Raw genomic sequence first — 25,683 nt, forward strand, 5'->3', positions numbered from 1 at the left:
AGTTTTTGGAGTAAGTATGATGCCTGATATTAGCAATTTGTCTGTAGAACAGTTAAAGCGTTTACAAGCTGAAGCGGAAGCATTAATTGCCACGAAAAAAGATCAAGCAATTGAAGATGCCTATAATCAAATTTTAGCGATTGCAGACAATTTGGGTTTAAGCATTGAGCAGATTTTGGAAGTTGGCGAAAGCAAGCGTAAGAAAAGCCCGCGTAAAACAGTAGCGCCACGTTATCGTAGCAAAACAAATCCTACAGATACTTGGACTGGTCGTGGTAAAAAACCACGCTGGTTAGTCGCTGAATTAGAAAAAGGCGCAAAACTTGAAGATTTTCTAATCTAAGCTTCATCAATTTGTCATTGATTTGACTTAGAGTTCAAAAACCAAGCAATACGGCTTGGTTTTTTTATCTGTATCAATTGGCGACGCCGAAAAAGTGTGCATAATGTGTGAGTGTTATAAAAAGTCATTCATAGAAAAATTAGTAAGGTTGGTCGTGGTGGCATGATAAAGAAACCCAAATACATCACGTGGTGGATTTTCGCCCTCATTGCATTTTTGATTTTTGTGTTATTACAAATTCCTGCAGCGTGGTTGATTTCAAAATTTTATAAAAACAACCAGACTTTACATAATGTCAGTGGCAACATTTGGCAGGGGCAAGCCGACTGGCAAAAAGGACAATTACGTGGCACTTTAAACTGGAATACGCGCCCTTTAGATTTGGTACTATTGCGTGTTGCTGCCGACGTAGAAGTGCACAGCGGCAATACACAATTGGAAGGCATAGTTGCTTATCGTTTTGGCACGATTTTACTGCAATCACTCGAAGGTCAAATTGCGCCTGAGACTTTAAAAAGTGTTGTGGACTGGCAATGGCCGAGCAATGCGATTCAACTTAAAGACGTTCATTTAAATTTCAAAAAACAACAAGGTTTTGCAAAGTCAGAAGGACAAATACAGTGGGCAGGGGGTGAGTTGCTGTATCGTTTTGCACAGCGCCAAGATCGTATGAATATTCCTGCTTTAAAAGGCAGTTTGTCTGACGAAAATGGTAAATTGATCTTCGATATTCGAGATCAACGTGAACAGAAAATGGTGAATATTGCACTGGATCAGAATTTGATGCTGGATGTGCAACTCACCCAACGTTTGTTGATGAATATTGCTTCTTATGAAGGTAAGGCAGGGCTAGATACTTATGTCATCAGTACCCGTCAGCCTTTACTGAAAGGAGGCTTTTGATGCGTGATTTTTCAGAGCGTTGGGCAAACTTAGATTGGAAGCAAGTAGACCGTGTTGCGCCTGTATTATTAACCCTGCTCATTTTGTATTTGTGCTGGAAACTGGCGAGTTTATTTTGGCTGGTGCTTGCACCGCCGCAGGCTATGCAGGTAGATCGGGTAGAATTGGGCTCACAGCAACCACAGATTCCAAATATTTCATCATTTGCACTATTTCATGAGGCTGGGCGTACCGCTACAGTAGACGATCAATTAAATATGACTTTGCAAGGTGTTGTTGTCGGACAACCGAGTCAGTTCTCATCGGCCGTAATTAAAGTGAATGATGTCGCTGAGCGTTACCGTGTGGGAGATGTGATTGACTCTAGTCAGTATCAATTGGCAGAAGTGTATTGGGATCGGGTGATATTACGTCATAGTAGTGGTGCCACGCGTGAGATATTGTTTAAAGGGATCGAAAATGGTTTAAATCAACCCATTGCCCCATTGATTTCCAGTGGCAATGCGCCCGCAATGGTTGCCCCAACAGCGCCTGCACAACCGAATAATGCAATTGGACAAGCAGTGCAGCGAATTCAGGAAGACCGTGAACAATATTTAAAAGAAATGGGAGTTGAGACCAATACAGGCAACGGTTATGAGGTAACCACACGGACTCCCGCAGCGTTAAGAAATAAACTAGGCTTACAACCAGGTGACCGTATTTTGTCTTTAAATGGGCAGAGTGTTGGGCAAGGGCAAAACGATGCACAGTTATTGGAACAGGCGCGTCGTGAAGGTCAGGTGAAATTAGAAATAAAACGTGGTGATCAGGTGATGACCATACAACAAAATTTTTAAATGAATCGGCATGTTGAACAATGCAGAGGCATATTTAGGGTTAGGAAACACAGTAGATTATGGCTTTATTGAATCATGAGCGTCCATTTTGGGCATTACTGGCTGCTGCACCGCTTGTTGCAATGGTGAGTACTGCAAGTCATGCGCAAACTTGGAAAATTAATTTACGTGATGCGGACTTGACTGCATTTATTAATGAAGTGGCCGATATTACGGGCAAGAACTTTGCAGTCGATCCGCGTGTGCGTGGCAATGTCACGGTGATTTCCAACAAAGCCCTGAATAAAAATGAAGTCTATGACCTGTTTTTAGGCGTATTGAATGTGAATGGTGTGGTGGCAATACCATCAGGCAATACCATTCGCCTTGTACCTGACAGCAATGTAAAAAGCTCAGGCATTCCCTATGATGGTCGTCAAAATGCGCGTGGTGACCAAATTGTAACGCGAGTGATTTGGCTAGAAAATACCAATGCCAATGACCTGATTCCTGCTTTACGTCCGCTCATGCCACAATTTGCACACTTATCAGCGGTAGGGGGCACCAATGCCTTAATCGTGTCAGATCGTGCCAGTAATATTTACCAGTTAGAAAGCATTATCCGTAATTTAGATGGTACGGGGCAAAATGACATTGAAGCGATTAGCCTGCAATCCAGTCAAGCTGAAGAAGTCATTGGCTTGCTTGAGTCGATGAGTTCGACAGGGGCAGCGAAAGATGTTAAAGGTTCGCGTGTGCGTATTGTGGCGGACAACCGTACCAATCGTATTATCATCAAAGGCGATACCGCAACACGTAAACGCATTCGTCAAATGATTGAAATGATGGATGTGCCTGCGGCAGATCGTTTGGGTGGTTTGAAGGTTTTTCGCTTGAAATATGCCAGTGCACAGAATTTAGCAGAAATATTGCAAGGTCTGGTTTCAGGACAGGCGGTGAGCAGCAGCTCTAATGCAAATAGCAACAGTAACAACAACAGTGCTAGTAATTTAAGCAGCACCAATAACAACACAGGTAATTCATCGACTATTTCCACCCCAAGTATTAATTTGGGTGGCAGCTCGAATAGCAACAATCAAAACAACATCACCAGTTTTAATGGTAATGGTGTCAGTATTATTGCCGATGGCTCGCAAAATGCTTTGGTGGTCAAAGCCGATCCGCAGTTGATGCGTGAAATTGAATCGGCCATTCAGCAACTAGATACCCGTCGTCAACAAGTGTTGATTGAAGCTGCTATTATAGAAGTGGAAGGTACCGATGCCGACCAATTGGGTGTGCAGTGGGCATTGGGCGATTTAAGCAGCGGTATCGGTCTAATTAATTTTGACAATATTGGTGCAAGTTTAAAAAATGTTGCTGCAGGCTATTTAACTGGTGGTGCAGCAGGCGCAGGCAGTGCGATTGGTGCAGGTACGTCATTGGTGTTGGGTGATTATCGTGAAGGTCGTGATGGTTCACGCAAGCTATATGGTGCGATGATTCAGGCCTTGAAGGAAAAAACCAAATCCAATTTATTGTCTACGCCATCTATTGTGACCATGGACAATGAAGAAGCCTATATTGTGGTTGGTGAAAACGTTCCTTTTGTAACAGGTTCATTATCTACCAATGGTGGTGTGGCAAATCCGTATACCACTATTGAACGTAAAGATGTCGGGGTTACTTTAAAAGTCGTGCCACATATTGGTGAAGGCGGAACACTACGCTTGGAAGTTGAACAAGAAGTGTCAGATGTCAAAGCCAATAAAGGTCAGGCGCAGGATTTAGTCACCAGCAAACGCGCAATTAAAACTTCTATTTTGGCCGAGCACGGACAAACCATTGTCTTAGGTGGCTTAATTTCTGATAACTCGGTTTATAGTCGTCAGGCTGTGCCAGGTTTGGGTGCTATTCCAGGGTTGGGGCGTTTATTCCGTTCCGATGGTCAATCTAATCAAAAACGTAATTTATTGATTTTTATTCACCCAACCATTGTGGGAGATAGTCAGGATATTCGCCGTATTTCGCAGCAGCGTTATAGCCAATTGTATAGCCTTCAGTTGGCAATGGATGCCGATGGTAGCTTTGCTAAACTGCCTGAGAATGTTAGCGATGTTTATCAGCAGCGTTTGCCTGTATCTCGAGTGGCGCCGCAAACAGGAACTTATCAAACCTTACCATCAGCAGTGTCTGCAAACCGCACAGCAACGGTGGTGAGCACCCCTGTTGCGATTGAGCCTGCGGTACAGCGCCAAAACGTAGTTTTGCCGCAGCAGGAAGTCAGCAAAACTAAAAATACAGTCACTACGACCACAATTCGCGCTACACCTTAATCGTATCCTGCGCAGATTGTGGTTGAGGGCATGTTATGATGTCGCCAAATCACACGAGAGAAGTTATTTATGACTTGGAAAATACAAGCAATTAGCGGTGAATTTACTGGCCAAGAAATTAGTATCGACCGTGATATGTTGGTGGGGCGTCATCAAAGTGCAGATTTGGTGCTGCAATCGGCAGAAATTTCACGTAAACATGCGGCTTTTTTACTTAAAGAACAAGCGCTGTATGTGCAAGATTTAAATTCTTCCAACGGCACTTTTGTAAATGATTTACGCATTGCCGATGAAACCTTACTTAAAGAAGGTGATATCGTCCAATTTGCCAGCTTAAAGTTTTCAGTATTTGCGCCTGCGGTTGAATTGGAACATGCGGCAGATGTCGCCGAAACTGCTGAAAAAGTCACAGCACAAACAGAAAAAACACCTGCACAGCAAATGAACGAGCAGGGAATGCCTGAATTGAATCAACGTGACAGTTCTGTGCAATTAAACCGTGATGGTATGCCGCAAGGCGTGGCAGTACCAAAACCAGCACCTATTCCAGAAGGCGTGGATATTCATGCAGTTCCAGCAGAGCCAACACCTGTGTCTGTCGAGCAGCCTGTTTCTCGTGTGGAACAAGAGAAAGAACAGCAAAAAAATGCTTCTGTTGGCTTGATTTCACTGATTGTCTTGGTGATTTTGGCAGTTTTGGCTTGGCTATTGTTTAAATAAGCAGCCTTTGCTTTACAATCAAGGCATGCGATCGCATGCCTTTGTTCATTTAGGGGGAAGAATGTCTATTGCTCAGCTTGATACACGTCAAGTCATTTTATTTGATTTAGATGGCACTTTGGTCGATTCTGCGACAGATTTATACCGCGCCATGAACATGAGTTTAAATGCACTGCAACTGCCTTTGGTAACACTGGAACAAGTGCGAACTTGGGTGGGGAAGGGAACTGCGGTATTTTGCAATAGTGTCTTATCGCACTTAATGGGCGAAGTTCATCCTGAACAGCAACAACAGCTACTGAACACCTTCTTAGAAATTTATAATGCCGATCCGTGTATCGACACACAACCATTCCCGGGCATTATTGAATTTTTGGACTGGGCAAAAGCACAACAAAAAACCTTAGTTTGTGTGACCAATAAACCTGAACTACCTGCTCGTGCCATTGTTGAAGCATTAGAGATGCAACACTATTTTGCTGATGTGATTGGTGGAGATCGCTTTGAGGAGCGTAAACCACACCCGCGTCAATTGCTGCATTGTGTTGAACATTATCAAGTGGAGAAGTCTCAAGTCTTGATGATTGGTGATTCTTCTAATGATGTTGAAGCCGCGCGTCGAGCGGGGATTGATTGTATTGTGGTCAGCTACGGCTATAATCATGGTGAGCCGATTGCCAATTGTCAGCCGCAACAAATTGTGGATAATTTAACTGAATTGTTAAATATTTAAGATTCAAAAATCAAATAATTTTACGCTAATTGCTATAAAGGATATCAATATGAGTCAGGCTGTAATGCCCATATTTCGATGGCGACGCTAGTCAATCTACAACCGTCCTTCACTTCGTCTTATCGAAAACATTGCTACATCGAAATATAGAGAGCTTCACATGACCACTCTGACTCAATTTGAACAACTTAAAGCAGCAGGCTACAACCTCATTCCTGTATATCGCCAGCGTTTGGCCGATACCGAAACTCCATTGTCGGTATTTGCACGTTTGAAGCAGCATCAACAAGCCTATTTGTTTGAGTCTGTAGAAGGTGGTGAAAACTGGGCACGTTATTCAATTATTGGTTTGGGTGAATCTACAGTTTTCTCCTGTAATGCGGGTGAACTCACCATCCAACATGCTGACGGTTCAATCGAAAAACAAACTTGTGCACAGCCGTTTCAGTATATCCGCGATTTTCAAGCGCAATTTAAAGTGCCTACGCAAGCTGACTTGCCTGAATTGCCAAGCTTTACAGGTGGTTTGGTGGGTTATTTTGGTTACGATGCAGTGCGTTATATCGAACCGCGTTTAAAAAACGTGCCTGCAGCAGATCCAGTCGGTTTGCCTGATATTTGGATGATGTTGTCTAAAACAGTCATCGTGTTTGATAACTTAAAAGATACCTTGTTCTTAATTGTGCATGCCGATGCAGCGCAGGCAGATGCTTATGACAAGGCACAACAACAACTCGATGCACTAGAAGAAATTTTAGCAACCCCGATTAGTCTAAAAGCAGAAAAACATACGCCACCACATTTTGAATCGCTTACAGGCAAAGAAAAATTCTTGGCGACCATTGATACCGTCAAAGAATACATTCGTGCAGGCGATGTTATGCAAGTGGTGCCTGGACATCGCATGGTGTCAGATTTTGATGGTGAGCCGTTACAGGTTTATCGTGCTTTGCGCCATCTCAACCCATCGCCGTACTTATTCTTGGTACAAGGCAAAACTTTGGGCGATGATCAGCCGTTTCATATTGTCGGCTCATCACCTGAAATTTTATCGCGTTTGGAAAATGGTATTGCCACTGTGCGTCCTTTAGCAGGTACACGCCCGCGCGGTAAAACCAAAGAAGAAGATTTGGCACTTGAGCAAGATTTGTTGTCGGATGAAAAAGAAATTGCCGAACACTTAATGCTGATTGACTTGGGGCGTAATGATGTCGGGCGTATCGCCAAAATTGGTAAAGTACAAGTGACTGATCAAATGGTGATCGAGCGTTATTCGCATGTCATGCATATTGTGTCCAATGTGCAAGGTAAAGTGCGTGACGATGTCGATGCTTTGGATGTTTTTCAGGCAACTTTCCCTGCAGGGACACTTTCGGGTGCACCAAAAATTCGTGCCATGGAAATTATTGATGAAGTTGAGCCTGTAAAACGTGGTGTTTTTGGTGGTGCTGTTGGTTATTTAGGCTGGCATGGCGAAATGGACATGTCGATTGCGATTCGTACCTGTGTTATTCGTCAAAATAAGGTCTATGTGCAGGCAGGCGCAGGTCTAGTTGCGGACTCAAATCCTGAATCTGAATGGAATGAAACCCAAATAAAAGCTCGCGCAGTGATCAAAGCGGTTGAATTATCATCAAATGGATTGATTTTATGAGTTTTTAGCGTTTTTTTTGAAAAAAACACTTGCACGGATTTCAAGTTTTGCTAAACTGCACACCGTTCCGATACGAAACGTACGAAACACTAAGAAACGCCGGCATAGCTCAGTTGGTAGAGCAACTGACTTGTAATCAGTAGGTCCACAGTTCGAATCCGTGTGCCGGCACCATCTTAGGGAGTTTGAGTTGTTAAGTAAAGAACGAACACTGAGTAAGTGTGAAAATGGTGGGATTCCCGAGCGGTCAAAGGGAGCAGACTGTAACTCTGCCGCGTAAGCTTCGAAGGTTCGAATCCTTCTCCCACCACCATTAACTTCGATAGAAGTGGTAATTACCAACATAGATGCGGGAGTAGCTCAGTTGGTAGAGCGGCAGCCTTCCAAGCTGCATGTCGCGAGTTCGATCCTCGTCTCCCGCTCCATCGAAGGATTTGTCGCTCTTATAGCTCAGTGGTAGAGCACTCCCTTGGTAAGGGAGAGGTCTCGAGTTCAAATCTCGATAAGAGCTCCAGATACAGTTTAGCGATTATTCGCACAAGATTTTCAAAAAGCAGGCTTATTAGTCTGCTTTTCAAGTATTAGGTGTCTAGTTTTTTAGGCGATATGTCGGGGCAGAGTTTTACTCAGCATTGTGTTCGACGTAAACGAGGAAGATGAACATGGCTAAGGCTAAGTTTGAACGTAATAAGCCACACGTTAACGTGGGCACAATCGGTCACGTTGACCATGGTAAAACAACTTTAACAGCTGCGATTGCTACAGTATGTGCACGTAAGTTTGGTGGTGAAGCGAAAGATTACGCTGCTATCGACTCTGCACCAGAAGAAAAAGCACGTGGTATTACAATTAATACTTCTCACGTAGAATACGACTCTCCAACTCGTCACTACGCGCACGTAGACTGCCCAGGTCACGCCGACTATGTTAAAAACATGATCACTGGTGCTGCTCAGATGGATGGTGCGATCCTTGTTTGTTCAGCGACTGATGGTCCAATGCCACAAACTCGTGAACACATCCTTCTTTCTCGTCAGGTAGGTGTACCTTACATCATCGTATTCTTAAACAAATGCGATATCGTAGACGACGAAGAGTTAATCGAATTAGTTGAAATGGAAGTTCGTGAACTTCTTTCTACTTACGACTTCCCGGGCGACGACACTCCAGTAATCCGTGGTTCAGCACTTGCTGCACTTAACGGTGAATCAGGTCAATATGGCGAAGATGCTGTAGTTGCTCTTGTTGAAGCGCTTGATACTTACATCCCAGAGCCAGTACGTGCAATCGATCAAGCATTCTTAATGCCAATCGAAGACGTATTCTCTATTTCTGGTCGTGGTACAGTAGTAACTGGCCGTGTAGAAACTGGTATCGTGAAAGTAGGCGAAGAAGTTGAAATCGTTGGTATCAAAGACACAGTTAAAACAACTGTAACTGGCGTAGAAATGTTCCGTAAACTTCTTGACGAAGGTCGTGCGGGCGAGAACTGTGGTGTTCTTTTACGTGGTACTAAGCGTGAAGACGTACAACGTGGTCAAGTACTTGCTAAGCCAGGTACAATCAAGCCACACACTAAATTCGATGCGGAAGTATACGTACTTTCTAAAGAAGAGGGTGGTCGTCACACTCCATTCCTTAACGGTTACCGTCCACAATTCTATTTCCGTACAACTGACGTAACTGGTGCAATCCAGTTGAAAGAAGGCGTTGAAATGGTAATGCCAGGTGACAACGTTGAAATGTCAGTAGAATTAATCCACCCAATCGCAATGGACCCAGGTCTACGTTTTGCGATCCGTGAAGGTGGTCGTACTGTAGGTGCGGGTGTTGTTGCTAAAGTAACAGCATAATTATAGAATGTGTTAAACAGGTCGAGAGCTTTGGCTCTCGTTCTGTTTTGTAGGTCAGTAGTTCAATTGGTAGAGCGTCGGTCTCCAAAACCGAATGTTGGGGGTTCGAGTCCCTCCTGGCCTGCCACTTTTTTTAAAAAAGCTTGATGTCGGCTAATCTAGTCATATAATAAGTCGCGAATTCTACGACGAGTACAAAAATGTCGAATGATAAATCGCGTGACGCATTAAGCGACGCGCCAATCCCTCAAAGAAATAATTCTGCTGAAGTTGTTCAATCGAGTTCTCCATTAGACTACGTGTTGTGGGGTATCGCTTTGATTTTATTCATCGCTTCGATGATGGTGAATCAGCATCTTCCTGCGTATTGGGCACCAGCCAATGATATTTGGGTGCGTGTTGGGGTAATTTTGGCTTGTATCGTTGTGGCTTTAGGTTTATTATACGCCACCCATCAAGGCAAAGGCTTTGTTCGTTTGCTTAAAGATTCACGTATTGAGTTACGTCGAGTCACTTGGCCTACTAAACAGGAAACTGTAACAACGTCATGGCATGTATTGATTGTTGTTGTAGTCACTTCAATTGTATTGTGGTGTTTTGACTATTTGTTAGGCTGGGCAATCAAGTTAATTATCGGGTAAAAGAGCTATGAAACGTTGGTACATTATTCATGCCTACTCAGGTTATGAAAAACAAGTGATGCGTTCGCTTAATGATCGAATCCAGCGTAGCGCTGTTGCCGATAGCTTTGGTGAAGTCCTTGTTCCTACCGAAGAAGTGGTAGAAATGAAGGATGGTAAGAAACGTAAGTCAGAGCGTAAGTTCTTTCCAGGCTATGTATTGGTTGAAATGGAAATGAACGATGAAACTTGGCACATTGTTAAAGAGTGTCCAAAAGTTTTAGGTTTTATTGGTGGTACAGCAGAAAAGCCTGCCCCAATTACGCAAAAAGAAGCTGACGCGATTCTTGCACGTGTACGCAATACTGGTGAAGCACCTCGTCCGAAGACGATGTTTGAACCAGGCGAAGAATTACTTGTGATTGATGGTCCATTCACCGACTTTAAAGGCGTGGTGGAAGAAGTTCAATACGAGAAGTCACGTTTAACGTTGACAATTAATGTATTTAATCGACCTACTCAGGTTGAGCTGGAATTTCGTCAAGTCGAAAAATCCGTTTAAGTTTGAGTGGTTGGAAAACGCCGGATTTATGATGAATCGGGCATTGTTGTTGTAACGGTATCGTTACTTAAAATATTGGGGAGCCTAGCGGCGTTTGTACCCAGAGGTAATTTGAAATGGCTAAGAAGATTGACGGCTATATCAAGCTGCAAGTTCCAGCTGGTAAAGCGAATCCATCTCCACCAATTGGTCCTGCATTAGGTCAACGTGGTGTTAACATCATGGCATTCTGTAAAGAATTCAATGCTGCTACACAAAAAGTTGAACCAGGTTTGCCAATTCCTGTAGTGATCACTGTGTACAACGACAAGTCGTTCACATTCATCATGAAAACTCCTCCTGCTGCAATTCTTCTTAAGAAAGCTGCAGGCATTCAAAAGGGTTCAGCTGTACCTAACAAAAACAAAGTTGGTAAGTTGACTCGTGCTCAATTAGAAGAAATCGCGACTACTAAAGAACCAGATTTAACTGGTGCTGATTTAGAAGCACGTGTGCGTACCATTGCTGGTTCTGCACGTTCTATGGGCTTGGATGTGGAGCTATAAGACATGGCAAAGTTAACTAAACGTCAAAAAGCCATTGCTGCTGCTGTAGAAGCAAACAAAGTTTACACTTTGGAAGAAGCAGTTGAAGTTCTAAACAACCTTCCTGCTGCTAAATTCAAAGAATCTTTGGATGTTGCGGTAAACCTAGGTGTTGACCCACGTAAATCTGATCAGGTTGTTCGTGGTGCGACTACACTTCCTGCAGGTACTGGTAAAACTGTACGTGTAGCTGTTTTCGCTCAAGGTGCTGCTGCAGAAGCTGCTAAAGCTGAAGGCGCAGACGTAGTTGGTTTCGACGACTTAGCTGAAAGCATTCAAGCGGGTAACCTTGACTTTGACGTTGTGATTGCAGCTCCGGATGCAATGCGCGTAGTAGGTAAGTTGGGTACGATTCTTGGTCCACGTGGCTTAATGCCAAACCCTAAAGTGGGTACTGTAACTCCTGACGTTGCGACTGCAGTTAAAAATGCAAAAGCAGGTCAAGCGCGTTACCGTGTAGACAAAGCGGGTATTATCCACGCTGCGATTGGTCAAGTTGGCTTTACTGCTGAAGCAGTTCGTTCAAACGTTGAAACCTTAGTTGCTGACTTGAAAAAGTTAAAGCCTGCAACTTCTAAAGGCGTATACATCAAAAAGATCACTTTGAGCTCTACTATGGGTCCTGGTCTTGTTATTGATGTACAGAACGTTTCTAACTAAGTCTGACTTAGAAAGAATTTTAAAGTCCTGAAAAGTCTCCTTCTCCCTCTGGGAGAAGGTCGGGATGAGGGTTAAACCTCTCCCTAACCCTCTCCTAGCAGGAGAGGGGGACATTCAGGCGGACTTTGAATTGGTAAATGAGAATTTATCAGCGTCAAAGACCTCAGGCGAGAGTAGTTTTATGCTGCTTTCTTAATCTTCCAGCCTGGGTAGACGCGGTGGTGTGATTTATTCCTCCTCCGCGTGTAAGTTCAGCAATGAATTTACGAATTGGGAGTGTGCTTCACGTAAGCACATAAATCACCGTTAGGAGGTTTTACAATGGCTCTTCTTATCGAAGACAAAAAACAGATCGTAGCAGAAGTTAACGAAGTTGCTTCTAAAGCGTTCTCTGCTGTTGTTGCTGACTATCAAGGTATGAGCGTTGAGCAATTAACGGCTCTACGTGTTGAAGCGCGTAAATTAGGTGTTACTACACGTGTTGTACGTAATACTTTGGCTAAACGTGCTTTTCAAGATACGCAATTCACGATCTTGAACGACAACCTTGTTGGCCCAACAATTTTAGCTTTCTCAACTTCTGAAGACGACATGGGTGCAGCTGCACGCTTGTTCGAAGAATTCGCTAAAACGAATAAAGCATTTGAACTTAAAGCTGCTGCATTTGACGGCAAACTTTATCAAGGTGCTGAAGTTAGCGTAATTGCGAATCTTCCGAACCAAGAAAAAGCGCTTACTATGCTTGCAAACGTTCTTCAAGCTCCTATTTCGAAATTGGGTCGCCTTATTACTGCGCTCAAAGAGAAAAACGAGTCAGAAGCTGCATAAGCTTAAATTTATTTCCACACCATTCAATTTCCATTTGGAGTTATTCTCATGGCTTTAACTAACGAAGAAATCTTAAACGCAGTTGCTGAAAAAACTGTTCTTGAACTTGTTGAACTTATCTCTGCTTTTGAAGAGAAATTCAATGTATCAGCTGCTGCTGTTGCTGTTGCTGCTGCTCCAGGCGCTGGCGCTGCTGCTGCAGAAGAGCAATCTGAATTCAACGTTGAGTTGACTTCTTTCGGTGCGAACAAAGTTGCTGTAATTAAAGCAGTTCGTGAAGCTACTGGCCTTGGTCTTAAAGAAGCTAAAGACATCGTTGAAGGCGCTCCTTCAGTGATCAAAGAAGCTGTTTCTAAAGAAGAAGGTGAAGAGCTTAAGAAGAAACTTGAAGAAGCTGGTGCTACAGTTACACTTAAGTAATCTTAAGGGGAGTCGATTTTTTTATAATCGACTCCAAAAAATGGCTGATGGCTCTTGGGTCATCAGCCTTTTTGCGTTACAATTATCGGCTCGATTTTTGTTTGAATGATGGGAAAACCATCGAAAACAATATAAATCAATAAAATCAAACGCTTACCAATATTTTTCCACATTTAAAAATATTGTTAAGCGTTTTAATACCACTAAAAATTGCAGCATTTGTAAAGAGTGGTGGCCATATCGGCCTGCGTAATTCCTTCTAAACCCGTTCTGCAGGCGGGTTTAGTTTACTTTCCGAGGACTCCAGATGGCATACTCATATACCGAAAAGAAACGGATCCGTAAGAATTTTGGTAAATTGCCCCAAGTAATGGATGCACCGTACTTGCTTTCGATTCAAGTCGACTCGTACCGTACTTTCCTTCAAGATGGCAAAACTCCAAAAAGCCGCGAAGATATCGGTCTCCAAGCCGCATTTCGTTCAGTTTTTCCTATAGAAAGTTATTCTGGCAATGCTGCTTTAGAATTTGTTGAGTATAGTCTTGGTAAGCCTGAGTTTGATGTACGTGAGTGTATTCTTCGCGGCTCAACTTATGCGGCACCAATGCGCGTAAAAATTCGTTTGATCATTAAAGATCGTGAAACGAAATCAATCAAAGATGTGCGTGAGCAAGAAGTCTACATGGGCGAAATGCCATTGATGACGGATAACGGTACCTTTGTGATTAACGGTACTGAGCGTGTAATTGTTTCTCAATTACACCGTTCACCAGGCGTGTTTTTTGACCATGATAAAGGTAAGACCCACTCGAGCGGTAAAGTGTTGTATTCAGCACGCATTATTCCTTACCGTGGCTCATGGTTAGACTTTGAATTCGATGCCAAAGACCTCGTTTATGTGCGTATTGACCGTCGTCGTAAATTGCTTGCGACTGTAGTGTTGCGTGCATTGGGCTATAGCAATGAACAAATCCTAGACTTGTTCTTTGAGAAAGTACCTGTCTATTTAGACATGGGTAGCTACCAAATTGACCTTGTCCCAGAACGCTTACGTGGCGAAATGGCACAATTTGACATCACTGATACTGACGGCAAAGTGATTGTTGAGCAAGGTAAACGCATTAATGCGCGTCACGTACGTCAAATGGAAGCAGCTGGTCTTGAGAAGCTTTCAGTTCCTGATGAGTACTTGTACGAACGTATTACTGCAGAAGACATCCAGCTAAAAGATGGCGATGTGATTGCTGCAAACACCTTGTTAAGCCATGAAATCATGGTGAAACTTGCAGAAGGTGGTGTTAAACAATTTAACATCCTATTCACCAATGACATCGACCGTGGTTCGTTCATTGCGGACACCTTACGTGCAGATACAACTGTTGGTCGTGAAGATGCTTTGGTAGAAATCTACAAAGTGATGCGTCCAGGTGAGCCACCGACGAAAGAAGCCGCTGAAAATCTGTTCAATAACTTGTTCTTCTCTTCTGAGCGTTATGATTTATCGCCAGTAGGTCGTATGAAGTTCAACCGTCGTTTGGGTCGTCCTTACGAAGTGGGTACAGATCAGAAATCACGTGAAGTTGAAGGTATTTTGTCTAACGAAGACATTACCGATGTACTGAAAACCTTAATTGAAATCCGTAACGGTAAAGGTGAAGTCGACGATATCGACCACTTAGGTAACCGTCGCGTACGTTCAGTGGGCGAGATGACTGAAAACCAATTCCGTGTTGGTTTGGTACGTGTTGAGCGTGCTGTAAAAGAGCGTTTGTCACAAGCTGAAACAGACAACCTGTCTCCGCAAGATTTAATCAATGCGAAGCCAGTGGCTGCTGCAATCAAAGAATTCTTTGGTTCAAGCCAATTGTCTCAGTTCATGGACCAAAACAACCCGTTGTCTGAAATTACCCACAAGCGTCGCGTATCTGCGCTTGGTCCAGGTGGTTTGACACGTGAACGTGCAGGCTTTGAGGTACGTGACGTACACCAAACTCACTATGGTCGTGTGTGTCCAATTGAAACGCCTGAAGGTCCAAACATTGGTTTGATCAACTCGCTTTCTGTTTATGCAAAATGTAATAATTTTGGCTTCTTGGAAACGCCATACCGTAAAGTGGTTGATGGTCGTGTAACCGATGAAGTTGAGTATTTATCTGCAATTGAAGAAGTGGGCACGATCATTGCGCAAGCGGACTCAAGCGTAGACCAAGATGGCAATTTAACAGAAGAATTCGTATCTGTACGTCACCAAGGTGACTTCGTGCGTATGCCGCCAGAGCGCGTGACGCACATGGACGTTTCTGCACAGCAGGTTGTATCTGTAGCAGCATCACTGATTCCATTCCTTGAGCACGATGACGCCAACCGTGCCTTGATGGGATCGAACATGCAACGTCAGGCTGTTCCGACGCTTATCGCTGATAAACCACTTGTGGGTACAGGGATGGAAGCGAACGTAGCACATGACTCAGGTGTATGTGTGATTGCAAACCGTGGTGGTCGTATTGAATATGTCGATGCTTCACGTGTAGTCATTCGTGTGAACGAAGAAGAAATGATCGCGGGTGAAGCAGGTGTAGATATCTACAACCTGATCAAATACACACGTTCAAACCAAAACACTTGTATTAACCAAAAAGTTTTGGTGAAGATGGGTGATAAGGTAGGTCGTGGTGATGTATTGGCTGACGGTCCATCTACAGATGGAGGTGAGCTTGCACTCGGTCAGAACATGCGTGTCGCGTTCATGACTTGGAATGGCTATAACTACGAAGACTCGATCTTGCTTTCTGAGCGTGTACTTCAAGAAGACCGTTTAACTTCGATTCACATTCAAGAATTGTCATGTGTTGCACGTGATACCAAATTGGGTGCGGAAGAAATCACAGCTGATATTCCAAACGTGGGCGAAGCTGCACTGTCTAAACTAGACGAGTCTGGTATCGTTTACATTGGTGCTGAAGTGACTGCAGGCGACATTCTTGTTGGTAAAGTAACGCCTAAGGGTGAAACTCAGTTAACCCCTGAAGAAAAATTGCTTCGTGCAATCTTCGGTGAAAAAGCAGCAGATGTGAAAGATTCATCATTGCGCGTTCCATCAGGTACTAAAGGTACTGTGATTGACGTTCAAGTATTTACCCGTGATGGTCTAGAAAAAGACGAACGTGCACAAGCGATTGAAAAAGCACAACTTGATGCATACCGCAAAGACTTGAAAGAAGAATACAAAATCTTTGAAGAAGCAGCGCGTGAACGTATTATCCGCTTATTAAAAGGTCAAGAATCTAACGGTGGCGGTACAACTAAACGTGGCGACAAACTTTCTGAAGATGTGTTGTCTGGTTTAGAGTTAGTTGATCTACTTGAAATTCAACCAAGTGATGAAGCAATTGCTGAGCGTTTAACTCAAATTCAAACTTTCTTGAAAGAGAAGAGCTTTGAAATTGATGAGAAATTCGCTGAGAAGAAACGTAAGCTTTCTACAGGTGATGAACTCACTACGGGCGTGTTGAAAGTTGTTAAAGTTTATCTTGCTGTTAAGCGTCGCATCCAACCGGGTGACAAGATGGCGGGTCGTCACGGTAACAAAGGTGTTGTATCAAACATCTTGCCTGTAGAAGACATGCCGCACGATGCTAACGGTGTACCAGTAGATATCGTATTGAACCCACTAGGCGTACCATCGCGTATGAACGTGGGTCAGATTCTTGAAACACACTTGGGTATGGCAGCCAAAGGTTTGGGTGAGCAAATTGATAAAATGCTCAAACAACAACGTGAAATTGCTGAACTACGTGAGTTCCTAGACAAGATTTATAACAAAGTTGGTGGCGAGCAAGAAGATCTTGACAGCTTAACTGATGATGAAATCTTGGTATTGGCTGGCAACTTACGTGCAGGTGTTCCGTTGGCTACTCCTGTATTTGATGGTGCAGAAGAAGGTCAAATTAAAGAATTACTTGAACTGGCTGAATTACCACGTTCTGGTCAAACCGTGTTGTACGATGGTCGTACAGGCGAGAAATTTGACCGTCCAGTGACTGTAGGTTATATGTACATGCTCAAACTCAACCACTTGGTGGATGACAAGATGCACGCACGTTCTACAGGTTCTTACTCACTTGTAACGCAACAGCCGTTGGGTGGTAAGGCACAATTCGGTGGTCAGCGTTTCGGTGAGATGGAAGTCTGGGCACTTGAAGCATACGGTGCTGCATACACGCTTCAAGAAATGCTCACTGTGAAGTCGGATGACGTTGAAGGTCGTACCCGTATCTATAAGAACATTGTAGATGGTAACCATTATATGGACCCAGGTATGCCTGAATCGTTTAACGTATTGACCAAAGAGATCCGTTCTTTAGGTATCAACATTGAACTGAAAAATGGTGACTAAGCATCTCCATTAAATCTCCCTAAATCCCTCTTTATAAAAGAGGGACTTTTCCCCCTTTGAAAAAGGGGGATTAAGGGGGATTAAAACTCAGTTAAAAAACAATATTTGTGACCCAGTTGGGATGTGAAAACAGCCTCCCAGCACACGGAGAAAAAAATTGAAAGACTTGCTCGATATCATGCGCAAAAAGACGGATTCAGACGGTCATGCTCCAGTAGAGTTTGACCGCATCCGTATTGGTCTTGCGTCACCAGAAATGATTAAGTCATGGTCTCACGGTGAAGTTAAAAAGCCAGAAACCATTAACTATCGTACGTTTAAGCCTGAACGTGATGGTTTATTCTGTGCCAAAATTTTTGGTCCAGTAAAAGATTACGAATGCTTGTGTGGTAAATACAAGCGTATGAAATACAAAGGCGTCATTTGTGAAAAATGTGGCGTTGAAGTAACGACTGCAAAAGTTCGTCGTGAGCGTATGGGTCACATCGAACTCGCTTCTCCAGTTGCACACATTTGGTTCTTGAAATCATTACCAAGCCGTATTGGTTTATTACTTGATATGACTTTACGTGATATCGAGCGCGTATTGTATTTCGAATCTTATGTAGTAACTGACCCGGGTATGACGCCATTTGAGAAATATCAACTTCTCAATGACGAAGAATACTTCAATGCGCTAGAAGAGCATGGTGATGAATTCACTGCGAAAATGGGTGCTGAAGCAGTTCAAGACTTGTTAAAAGACATCGATCTTGAAGCTGAAATTGCTCGTTTACGTGAAGAAATTCCACAAACAACTTCAGAAACTAAGCTGAAAAAAGCGTCTAAGCGTTTGAAGTTGATGGAAGCGTTCAAAGAGTCGAACAATAAGCCAGAATGGATGGTGATGAATGTACTGCCAGTACTTCCACCAGACCTTCGCCCGTTGGTTCCACTTGAAGGTGGTCGTTTTGCGACTTCTGACTTGAACGATCTTTATCGTCGTGTGATTAACCGTAACAACCGTTTGAAGCGTCTTCTTGACCTTGCAGCGCCAGACATCATCGTACGTAACGAAAAACGTATGTTACAAGAGTCTGTTGATGCCTTGTTAGATAACGGTCGTCGTGGTCGTGCAATCACAGGTTCAAACAAGCGTCCGCTTAAATCTTTGGCAGATATGATCAAAGGTAAGCAAGGTCGTTTCCGTCAAAACTTACTTGGTAAGCGTGTTGACTATTCAGGTCGTTCGGTGATTACCGTTGGTCCAAACCTACGTTTACACCAGTGTGGTCTTCCGAAGAAAATGGCACTTGAACTGTTCAAGCCATTCATCTTTGCAAAATTACAAGCTTCAGGTCAAGCAACCACCATTAAAGCTGCGAAGAAAATGGTTGAGCGCGAAACCCCAGAAGTTTGGGATGTACTTGCATCTGTCATTCGTCAACACCCAGTGATGTTGAACCGTGCGCCTACACTTCACCGTTTAGGTCTTCAAGCATTTGAACCGATCCTGATTGAAGGTAAAGCCATCCGTTTACACCCACTCGTTTGTGCTGCGTTCAACGCTGACTTCGACGGTGACCAAATGGCGGTACACGTACCATTAACACTTGAAGCGCAATTAGAAGCGCGTGCGTTAATGATGTCGACCAACAACATCTTGTCTCCTGCGAACGGTGAGCCAATCATCGTACCATCTCAGGACGTTGTCTTGGGCTTGTATTACATCACGCGTGATGCAATCAATGCCAAAGGTGAAGGCATGGTGTTTGCAGATACGCACGAAGTAAACCGTGCACTTGCAACGGGTCAAGTTGACTTACACGCTCGCGTAAAAGCACGTGTACACCAAACCGTAATCAATGAAAATGGTGAGCGTGAGCAACAAACTATTGTTGTAGATACGACACCAGGTCGCTGCTTGCTTTGGGAAGTTGTGCCTGAAGGTTTAAGCTTCGAGCAAATTAACCTAGAGATGAACAAAAAGAACATCTCAAAGTTAATCAACTCTTGCTACCGTAAATTAGGTCTAAAAGACACGGTTATTTTTGCAGACCAATTGATGTACTTGGGCTTCCGTCAAGCGACACGTTCAGGTGTTTCTGTGGGTATGGAAGACATGGTTATTCCACCACAAAAACAAGCAATTATTGAAAAAGCAGAAACTGAAGTTCGTGAAATTGAACAACAGTTCGAGCAAGGCTTCGTAACTGCGGGTGAGCGTTATAACAAAGTGGTCGATATTTGGGCACGTACCAACGACCAAGTTGCTAAAGCGATGATGGACAACTTGTCATTCACAACTGTGAAAAACAAACAGGGTGAAGACGAGAAGCAAAAATCATTCAACTCGATCTACATGATGTCGGATTCAGGTGCGCGTGGTAGTGCGGCACAGATTCGTCAGTTGGCGGGTATGCGTGGTTTGATGGCGAAACCAGATGGTTCGATCATTGAAACGCCAATTAAAGCGAACTTCCGTGAAGGTTTGACGGTACTTCAGTACTTCATTTCAACTCACGGTGCGCGTAAAGGTTTGGCCGATACCGCATTGAAAACAGCGAACTCAGGTTACTTGACACGTCGTTTGGTTGACGTTGCACAAGACTTGGTAATTACTGAGCCAGATTGCGGTACTTATGGCGGTTTAGTGATGACACCATTCATTCAAGGTGGTGATGTCATTGAAAACCTTGGTACGCGTGTATTAGGTCGTGTAACTGCAGAAGATGTGAAGAAAGCGGGTTCAGACGAAGTTATTCTGCCACGTAATACACTCATTGACGAAAAACTTGCAAACTTCCTTGAAGAGCAAGGTGTCGATGAAGTAAAAGTACGTTCAGTGGTATCTTGTGAATCGACCTTTGGTGTATGTGCGAAGTGTTATGGTCGTGACCTAGCACGTGGTCATTTGGTGAATCCAGGTGAATCTGTGGGTGTAATGGCTGCTCAATCGATTGGTGAGCCAGGTACACAGTTAACCATGCGTACATTCCACGTGGGTGGTGCGGCAAGCCGAACTTCTGCAGCCAATAGCGTACAAGTGCGTAACAAAGGTTCAGTACGTTTCCATAACGTGAAAACTGTACAACACGCTAAAGGTCACTTGGTATCTGTTTCACGTTCAGGTGAAATTGGTATTGCCGATGAGTTAGGTCGTGAGCGTGAGCGTTATAAACTGCCATACGGTGCGTCAATCTTGCTCAAAGATGGCGAAGCGGTAGAAGCTGGCGGTATTGTGGCGACTTGGGATCCACACACGCATCCACTTGTGACCGAAGTTGCGGGTAAAATCCGTTTCAGCCAAATTGCTGATGGCGTGACTGCAACCTCGAAAACTGATGATGCAACAGGTATGACCACAGTTGAAATCTTGCCAGTGACTTCACGTCCTGCGTCAGGTAAAGACTTACGTCCTGCTGTGGTATTAGACACTGTGGATGGTGGCGAACAGTTCTACTTCTTGCCACAGAACACGATTCTTTCTGTCCGTGATGGCGAAAATATCGGTGTGGGTGACGTTATTGGTCGTGTACCACAAGAATCTTCACGTACTCGTGATATTACCGGTGGTTTACCACGCGTTGCAGACTTATTTGAAGCACGTAAACCAAAAGAGCATGCGATTCTTGCAGAAGTGTCAGGTATCGTGAGCTTTGGTAAAGAAACCAAAGGTAAGAACCGTTTAGTGATTACACCAGATGATGGCTCTGAGATTTACGAAGAGTTGATTCCAAAATGGCGTAACATCAACGTGTTTGAAGGTGAGCATGTGAACCGTGGTGAAACCATTTCTGATGGTCCACAAAACCCACATGACATCTTACGCTTGAAAGGTGAAGTGGCATTAACCAACTACATCGTGAACGAAGTTCAAGACGTTTACCGCTTACAAGGTGTAAAAATTAACGATAAGCACATTGAAGTCATCGTGCGTCAAATGTTGCGTAAAGTTGAAATCACCGATGGTGGCGATACGAGCTTCATCAAAGGCGAACAAGTGGATTACATTCGCGTGGTACAAGAAAACCAAGCTGTACTTGCACAAAACAAGTTCCCAGCGAAGTTTGAACGTCAATTGATGGGTATCACCAAAGCATCGCTTTCAACAGACTCGTTCATTTCTGCTGCATCGTTCCAGGAAACTACACGTGTGTTAACTGAAGCGGCTGTAACAGGTAAAGAAGATGATTTACGTGGCTTGAAAGAGAACGTTGTTGTGGGTCGTTTGATCCCAGCAGGTACGGGTCTTGCTTACCACTTAGAGCGTCGTCGTCAAGAAGCTGAAGCTGCTGAATTGGCATTAGTGAATGATTTCTCTGATGTAGATCAAGCATTAAGCCAAGCATTTAGCGATGAATTTAACGATCTCTAATTCGTTTTAAAGCATCATTTAAAGACGCCTTTCGAGGCGTCTTTTTTTTGCCAACGTTTTAGTTGCATATTTTGCTTTAATAAAGCCGCAATATTGCATATAGTGAATTAAGAACAATTTAAAAATATCAAGAAAACTAAGGGGATAGCTTATGCAATTTAGAGGACTGACACTGTGTTTATCGGCAATGCTACTGAGTGTGTCTGTTTCGGCTGCACCAATGCCAAACAGCATTGTGGTGAAAGACAAAGCCATTGTGCCTATTCTAAAAACTGAAGTGATTCGTACAGTGACAGGTGAAAAGCCTATACGCCATGTAGAAGCCACGATTTTTGAAGTGAGCAATCAGGGTAAAGATATTGTGGCAAAGGAAGTTGTTTTTGATGATGATCAAGCACAGTTTTCAGAGAAACAATTGGGTATTCCTGTGATTCAAAAAGGTGGGGTGATTGTACCAACCTCAAAAATTGAGTTGAATAAAACCCTAAAGCAGGATGGTAAAGTCATTTCTGAAGTGAAAACGATTGATGCAGAAGGCATGGAATATAAGCCAGGACAAGCACCTATTCGCCGTACTTTGAAATTAGATCAGGTGAAAACACCTGAAACCAAAGAAACGATTTCTCATGCAGTTTTTACTGAAGATGGACAAACCACAAGAGATGTCGTGCTTTTGGAAGAAGATGGTGCTGAATCATCTATTCAGCCTTAAGTCTTTTACAGAAATACCTTCATCTTGCTGTGCTTGGTAACAGTTTTTTCAAAGTTGTTACCGCAATATGCACTAAGCTGAGAGCGAATAGACCGAGGGGGAGTGATCACCATGAAAAAAGTATTGAGTGTATTGGCAATTGCCACAGTATCGACCATGCTTATGGCGGGTTGTGAAAGCATGAGTTCTAATGACCAACGTATTGGTGCTGCAGCATTAGGCGGTGCCGTTGGTGGCGCAGCGGGTAACAGCGTAGGTGGTAGTGTTGGTGCAGCAGCCGGCGCAGGTGCAGGTGCGGCAGTTGGAAGTAAAACCCAAGATGGTTCTAACCGTAACGCAACCTATAGTGGAATTGGCGGTGCGATTGGTTCAATTTTAGGTAAAGAAGTGATAGGTGGTAATGCAGGCGCTGCAATCGGTGGTGCTGTTGGTGGTGGTGCTGGTGCAGCCATCGAGCAAAAGCGTTAATCTGAATACGAACAGCCATGCCATCCTACTGAAGTACTTATATTTCAGTACATCCAACGCAGAATCTTATGATTCTGCGTTTTTTATACGCAAGCTGAAAAATTAATGCGTTTGGATAAATTGATTGACTGCTTGAGTATAAGCATTATTTTGTCCCAATGACTTGTTGATTTCAGCATGTGAAAGTCGGACAGGCAATAACTGGGTTTGAGTTCCGAATTTCTGTGCTTGTTGAATAAATTGTCGAGCTTGAGTACAGGGTTGGTCTGCACGGATGGTTGAACACACCGCGAGGAATGCAGGTAAAGCTTGATGTAGCTGAGCTATCGGAGAAAGGGCTTTCCATTTGGAAGGTTGATCACCAAAGGCTTGATCATAAAAACGTGCATGACGTGTTTGCATTATCTTTTCTATATCATAAGCCGCGCTATCTAAAGCAACAGTAGCACGCCAAGGCTGTGGCTGGGGTGCTAGCCAATGGGGGCGAACGGTTAATAGACTGACCAGGTGTGCGCCCGCGGAATGCCCCATAAGTACCAAGTGTTTTGAGTCAGCATGCCAATGCGGTGCCTGATTTTGGATATAAATAAGCGCTTGGGCGATATCCTGAGTTTGCTGCTGTACGGTCACATCCGGAACTAATCTATAGTTGATAGACACAAAAATCCAGTTTTGCTTGGTCCAGTAACTCAGCTTATTTTTGACCACAGCAGCATGATTTTTATCACCCATTTTCCAAGCACCGCCATGGACCATCATCATGAGCGGGGCTGGTGTTTGATCTGTGAGTACTTTGGCAGGGAAATAGACATCCATCACTTGTTGAGGATGAGATCCATAAGCCACATTTTTCAAAGTCTGGACTTTGGTAAATGTATTCGGCACCAAAGCATGGAGGGATGTCGATGAATAGAAACAAAGTAGGGAAAAGATTGGCACAAGATTTTTTTTCATTTTAATGATCCTTTAATTTTAAATACTATCAATGTTTATAATTTTTATGATCCACTGATGTATCAACAGTAATACGTTAATTAATTCATACCTGCTCAAAAAGAGTAGAGAAGTTTGTCGGTGACATTGATCTTTTTGTCTTTTGATTAAAATAATATTACCAACAACGCAGAATCATTAGATTCTGCGTTTTTATGTGAGCTAAAAATTACGTTGCTACGGCTTTGGGCTTTTTACGTCGGATATATAACGTTTTATGCACTTCTGCAATTCGTACACCTGATTCATCGATAATATTGAGCGTATATTGACGTGTCAGAGGAGCATAGTCTTCTGCGATCTGTTTGATTTCCTCGACTTCAGCGGCACTCAGGCGAATATCGGCATACACCGTACTGCGTCCTGGGGCGAGGAAATGAATCGTTGCCGCTTTATCCCAAACAATATATGTTGAACCCAAGTGATGCATCAGAATTAACATATAAAATGGATCTACCATGGAATAGAGGCTGCCGCCAAAATGTACGCCGACAATATTTTGATTTTTGCGAGTGAGTGGCATTTTGACACGGACATGGTGGTTGGCTAAATCGATTTGATCAATTTCAATACCTGCACCCCGATAGGGTGGGTACCGATTTAAAAAGTATTTAGAAACGATAGGAAGTTGCTGCAATTTTTTGATGAGGTTCATGGGAAATTTTATAGAGCCTTAAGTAGATTTTTCTTATATTAGTATGAAATTTGAGCAAGCCAATGGCATATTTTGTTATTCTCAAGAGCAATCATGTCAACAATAAACAACAGGATGTTTATGCAAGCACAAACGCAATGGATTGAAACCTCAGATTATCAACAGCTTTATGTCAAAACTTGGGGGGAAAAAACGGCACCTGCATTGATTTTGCTGCATGGCTATCCAGATAACCAAGAAGTCTGGGAACGAGTGATTGCCGTGTTGGTGCAAGATTTTTATGTGGTGAGTTATGATGTGCGCGGTGCGGGACAATCCTCCATTCCTAAATCCATTCGTGCCTATAGCTTGGCTCAATTGGCTGCAGATTTAATGGCTGTTGCTAATGCCGTTTTGGGGCAGCGTGCATTTCACTTGGCAGCTCATGACTGGGGTTCAATTCAGTCTTGGGAAGCAGTGACGGATCCAGAATTAAAGGGACGAATTTTATCGTACAGCAGTATTTCAGGCCCATGTTTGGATCATGCAGCGTTCTGGATGCGTAAGCAGTTTTCTGAAAATAAAATTAAATTTTTCAAACAAATGCGTAAATCTTGGTATATTGCTGCCTTTCAACTTCCTGCACTTGCGCCTACAGTTTGGCAGTTCTTTCAACCTGAACAATGGCGTCAGGTAGTGATGCGCTTAGAACGCGATCAAGATATTGCGATCAATCCTAATATCCGCAAAGATGGGCGCTATGGCGTCAATTTATATCGTGCCAATTTTATCCCACGTTTATTAAAGCCGCGTCAACGTTATGCAATTTGTCCTGTGCAAGCTATTGTCTTGAAATGTGATCAATTTGTGGGTGCTGAATTGATTGATGAAATGTCGCTTTGGGTAGATGATTTTCAACGTGTGGAATTGGCAGCTAATCACTGGGCGATTCTTAGTCAGCCGCAAGCGGTTGCTACTGCCATCCGTGATTTTGCTTTAGGTCATGCAAATTCACATGCTGCAGTAATTTAAATCAGAAACGCTTGTCGGAGTTGAATGTTTGGTCAACTCCAATCTGCATAATCTCTG

21 protein-coding genes and 5 tRNA genes are annotated in these 25,683 nt (G+C 43.4%); 24 read left to right on the forward strand and 2 right to left on the reverse strand.

The window, feature by feature from the left end; translation table 11 throughout:
- Positions 1-16: 16 nt before the first annotated feature.
- The 23 genes from HYG89_RS02630 (at position 17) to HYG89_RS02740 (ending at position 22,967) form a co-directional block, all read left to right on the forward strand.
- On the forward strand, positions 17-343 hold the full coding sequence (locus tag HYG89_RS02630) for an H-NS family nucleoid-associated regulatory protein (protein WP_070155499.1): 327 nt from the start codon (positions 17-19) through the stop codon (positions 341-343).
- Between the two features lie 162 nt (positions 344-505).
- Positions 506-1,246: a type II secretion system protein N gene (gene gspN / locus HYG89_RS02635; protein ID WP_178865960.1), complete on the forward strand. Its 741-nt coding sequence runs from the start codon at positions 506-508 to the stop codon at positions 1,244-1,246.
- The gene (locus HYG89_RS02640; protein WP_104852929.1) at positions 1,246-2,085 is read left to right on the forward strand and encodes a type II secretion system protein N; all 840 of its coding nucleotides are present in this window, start codon (positions 1,246-1,248) and stop codon (positions 2,083-2,085) included. The genes gspN and HYG89_RS02640 overlap by 1 nt, the downstream gene beginning before the upstream one ends.
- Positions 2,086-2,144: 59 nt before the next feature.
- Positions 2,145-4,400: a type II secretion system secretin GspD gene (gene gspD, locus HYG89_RS02645; protein WP_104852930.1), complete on the forward strand. Its 2,256-nt coding sequence runs from the start codon at positions 2,145-2,147 to the stop codon at positions 4,398-4,400.
- 69 nt (positions 4,401-4,469) lie between these two features.
- Positions 4,470-5,120 carry an FHA domain-containing protein gene (locus HYG89_RS02650; RefSeq protein WP_004975761.1) on the forward strand — a complete coding sequence of 217 codons (651 nt, stop codon included), beginning with the start codon at positions 4,470-4,472 and terminating at the stop codon, positions 5,118-5,120.
- Positions 5,121-5,181: 61 nt separating this feature from the next.
- The gene (locus HYG89_RS02655) at positions 5,182-5,853 is read left to right on the forward strand and encodes a phosphoglycolate phosphatase (protein ID WP_004975764.1); all 672 of its coding nucleotides are present in this window, start codon (positions 5,182-5,184) and stop codon (positions 5,851-5,853) included.
- A 160-nt stretch (positions 5,854-6,013) separates the two neighbouring features.
- Positions 6,014-7,507, forward strand: coding sequence for an anthranilate synthase component I (gene trpE, locus HYG89_RS02660; protein ID WP_178865961.1), 1,494 nt, complete (start codon positions 6,014-6,016; stop codon positions 7,505-7,507).
- Positions 7,508-7,605: 98 nt separating this feature from the next.
- A tRNA-Thr gene (locus HYG89_RS02665) sits at positions 7,606-7,681 on the forward strand.
- 55 nt (positions 7,682-7,736) lie between these two features.
- A tRNA-Tyr gene (locus HYG89_RS02670) sits at positions 7,737-7,820 on the forward strand.
- 36 nt (positions 7,821-7,856) lie between these two features.
- Positions 7,857-7,932 (forward strand) — tRNA-Gly (locus HYG89_RS02675).
- 14 nt (positions 7,933-7,946) lie between these two features.
- Positions 7,947-8,021 (forward strand) — tRNA-Thr (locus HYG89_RS02680).
- A gap of 148 nt (positions 8,022-8,169) precedes the next feature.
- Positions 8,170-9,360 (forward strand): elongation factor Tu, encoded by a 1,191-nt coding sequence (gene tuf / locus HYG89_RS02685; RefSeq protein WP_004975768.1) that lies wholly within the window; start codon positions 8,170-8,172, stop codon positions 9,358-9,360.
- Between the two features lie 51 nt (positions 9,361-9,411).
- Positions 9,412-9,487: transfer RNA gene (locus HYG89_RS02690), tRNA-Trp, on the forward strand.
- 73 nt (positions 9,488-9,560) lie between these two features.
- A complete protein-coding gene (secE, locus tag HYG89_RS02695; protein WP_004975769.1) occupies positions 9,561-10,001 on the forward strand; it encodes a preprotein translocase subunit SecE in 441 nt (146 codons plus the stop codon).
- A gap of 7 nt (positions 10,002-10,008) precedes the next feature.
- Positions 10,009-10,542 (forward strand): transcription termination/antitermination protein NusG, encoded by a 534-nt coding sequence (gene nusG, locus HYG89_RS02700; RefSeq protein WP_004975770.1) that lies wholly within the window; start codon positions 10,009-10,011, stop codon positions 10,540-10,542.
- 116 nt (positions 10,543-10,658) lie between these two features.
- Positions 10,659-11,087: a 50S ribosomal protein L11 gene (gene rplK / locus HYG89_RS02705; protein ID WP_004975771.1), complete on the forward strand. Its 429-nt coding sequence runs from the start codon at positions 10,659-10,661 to the stop codon at positions 11,085-11,087.
- 3 nt (positions 11,088-11,090) lie between these two features.
- On the forward strand, positions 11,091-11,786 hold the full coding sequence (gene rplA / locus HYG89_RS02710) for a 50S ribosomal protein L1 (protein ID WP_004975774.1): 696 nt from the start codon (positions 11,091-11,093) through the stop codon (positions 11,784-11,786).
- Between the two features lie 321 nt (positions 11,787-12,107).
- On the forward strand, positions 12,108-12,614 hold the full coding sequence (gene rplJ / locus HYG89_RS02715; protein ID WP_096902333.1) for a 50S ribosomal protein L10: 507 nt from the start codon (positions 12,108-12,110) through the stop codon (positions 12,612-12,614).
- A gap of 48 nt (positions 12,615-12,662) precedes the next feature.
- Positions 12,663-13,034 carry a 50S ribosomal protein L7/L12 gene (gene rplL / locus HYG89_RS02720; protein WP_004975779.1) on the forward strand — a complete coding sequence of 124 codons (372 nt, stop codon included), beginning with the start codon at positions 12,663-12,665 and terminating at the stop codon, positions 13,032-13,034.
- Positions 13,035-13,341: 307 nt separating this feature from the next.
- On the forward strand, positions 13,342-17,430 hold the full coding sequence (gene rpoB / locus HYG89_RS02725; RefSeq protein WP_131260966.1) for a DNA-directed RNA polymerase subunit beta: 4,089 nt from the start codon (positions 13,342-13,344) through the stop codon (positions 17,428-17,430).
- Positions 17,431-17,587: 157 nt separating this feature from the next.
- Positions 17,588-21,787 carry a DNA-directed RNA polymerase subunit beta' gene (rpoC, locus tag HYG89_RS02730; protein ID WP_096902331.1) on the forward strand — a complete coding sequence of 1,400 codons (4,200 nt, stop codon included), beginning with the start codon at positions 17,588-17,590 and terminating at the stop codon, positions 21,785-21,787.
- A gap of 151 nt (positions 21,788-21,938) precedes the next feature.
- Positions 21,939-22,499, forward strand: a complete 561-nt coding sequence (locus HYG89_RS02735) for a hypothetical protein (RefSeq protein WP_178865963.1) — start codon at positions 21,939-21,941, stop codon at positions 22,497-22,499.
- A 111-nt stretch (positions 22,500-22,610) separates the two neighbouring features.
- On the forward strand, positions 22,611-22,967 hold the full coding sequence (locus HYG89_RS02740) for a hypothetical protein (RefSeq protein ID WP_004975789.1): 357 nt from the start codon (positions 22,611-22,613) through the stop codon (positions 22,965-22,967).
- A gap of 102 nt (positions 22,968-23,069) precedes the next feature.
- On the opposite strand, the gene HYG89_RS02745 is transcribed toward HYG89_RS02740, so the two are convergent.
- Both HYG89_RS02745 and HYG89_RS02750 read right to left on the reverse strand, forming a co-directional pair.
- Entirely contained in the window at positions 23,070-23,921 is an 852-nt protein-coding gene (locus HYG89_RS02745) for an alpha/beta hydrolase (protein WP_178865966.1), read from the reverse strand.
- Between the two features lie 208 nt (positions 23,922-24,129).
- Positions 24,130-24,615, reverse strand: a complete 486-nt coding sequence (locus tag HYG89_RS02750; protein WP_131260963.1) for a DUF4442 domain-containing protein — start codon at positions 24,613-24,615, stop codon at positions 24,130-24,132.
- A gap of 120 nt (positions 24,616-24,735) precedes the next feature.
- Here HYG89_RS02750 and HYG89_RS02755 point away from each other — a divergent pair, with 120 nt between their 5' ends.
- A complete protein-coding gene (locus HYG89_RS02755; protein ID WP_178865968.1) occupies positions 24,736-25,626 on the forward strand; it encodes an alpha/beta fold hydrolase in 891 nt (296 codons plus the stop codon).
- Positions 25,627-25,683 lie beyond the last annotated feature (57 nt).

This window comes from Acinetobacter sp. SwsAc5 (genome assembly GCF_013391485.1).
Classification (GTDB): domain Bacteria; phylum Pseudomonadota; class Gammaproteobacteria; order Pseudomonadales; family Moraxellaceae; genus Acinetobacter; species Acinetobacter towneri.

Coding starts and splice junctions, on each gene's coding strand:
- HYG89_RS02650 (WP_004975761.1), top strand. CDS start 4,470: ATGACTTGGAAAATACAAGCAATTAGCGGTGAATTTACTGGCCAAGAA.
- rpoB (WP_131260966.1), top strand. CDS start 13,342: ATGGCATACTCATATACCGAAAAGAAACGGATCCGTAAGAATTTTGGT.
- HYG89_RS02755 (WP_178865968.1), top strand. CDS start 24,736: ATGCAAGCACAAACGCAATGGATTGAAACCTCAGATTATCAACAGCTT.
- rplJ (WP_096902333.1), top strand. CDS start 12,108: ATGGCTCTTCTTATCGAAGACAAAAAACAGATCGTAGCAGAAGTTAAC.
- trpE (WP_178865961.1), top strand. CDS start 6,014: ATGACCACTCTGACTCAATTTGAACAACTTAAAGCAGCAGGCTACAAC.
- tuf (WP_004975768.1), top strand. CDS start 8,170: ATGGCTAAGGCTAAGTTTGAACGTAATAAGCCACACGTTAACGTGGGC.
- rplL (WP_004975779.1), top strand. CDS start 12,663: ATGGCTTTAACTAACGAAGAAATCTTAAACGCAGTTGCTGAAAAAACT.
- HYG89_RS02745 (WP_178865966.1), bottom strand. CDS start 23,921: ATGAAAAAAAATCTTGTGCCAATCTTTTCCCTACTTTGTTTCTATTCA.
- HYG89_RS02630 (WP_070155499.1), top strand. CDS start 17: ATGATGCCTGATATTAGCAATTTGTCTGTAGAACAGTTAAAGCGTTTA.
- rplK (WP_004975771.1), top strand. CDS start 10,659: ATGGCTAAGAAGATTGACGGCTATATCAAGCTGCAAGTTCCAGCTGGT.
- HYG89_RS02740 (WP_004975789.1), top strand. CDS start 22,611: ATGAAAAAAGTATTGAGTGTATTGGCAATTGCCACAGTATCGACCATG.
- nusG (WP_004975770.1), top strand. CDS start 10,009: ATGAAACGTTGGTACATTATTCATGCCTACTCAGGTTATGAAAAACAA.
- gspN (WP_178865960.1), top strand. CDS start 506: ATGATAAAGAAACCCAAATACATCACGTGGTGGATTTTCGCCCTCATT.
- rplA (WP_004975774.1), top strand. CDS start 11,091: ATGGCAAAGTTAACTAAACGTCAAAAAGCCATTGCTGCTGCTGTAGAA.
- HYG89_RS02640 (WP_104852929.1), top strand. CDS start 1,246: ATGCGTGATTTTTCAGAGCGTTGGGCAAACTTAGATTGGAAGCAAGTA.
- secE (WP_004975769.1), top strand. CDS start 9,561: ATGTCGAATGATAAATCGCGTGACGCATTAAGCGACGCGCCAATCCCT.
- HYG89_RS02750 (WP_131260963.1), bottom strand. CDS start 24,615: ATGAACCTCATCAAAAAATTGCAGCAACTTCCTATCGTTTCTAAATAC.
- HYG89_RS02735 (WP_178865963.1), top strand. CDS start 21,939: ATGCAATTTAGAGGACTGACACTGTGTTTATCGGCAATGCTACTGAGT.
- gspD (WP_104852930.1), top strand. CDS start 2,145: ATGGCTTTATTGAATCATGAGCGTCCATTTTGGGCATTACTGGCTGCT.
- HYG89_RS02655 (WP_004975764.1), top strand. CDS start 5,182: ATGTCTATTGCTCAGCTTGATACACGTCAAGTCATTTTATTTGATTTA.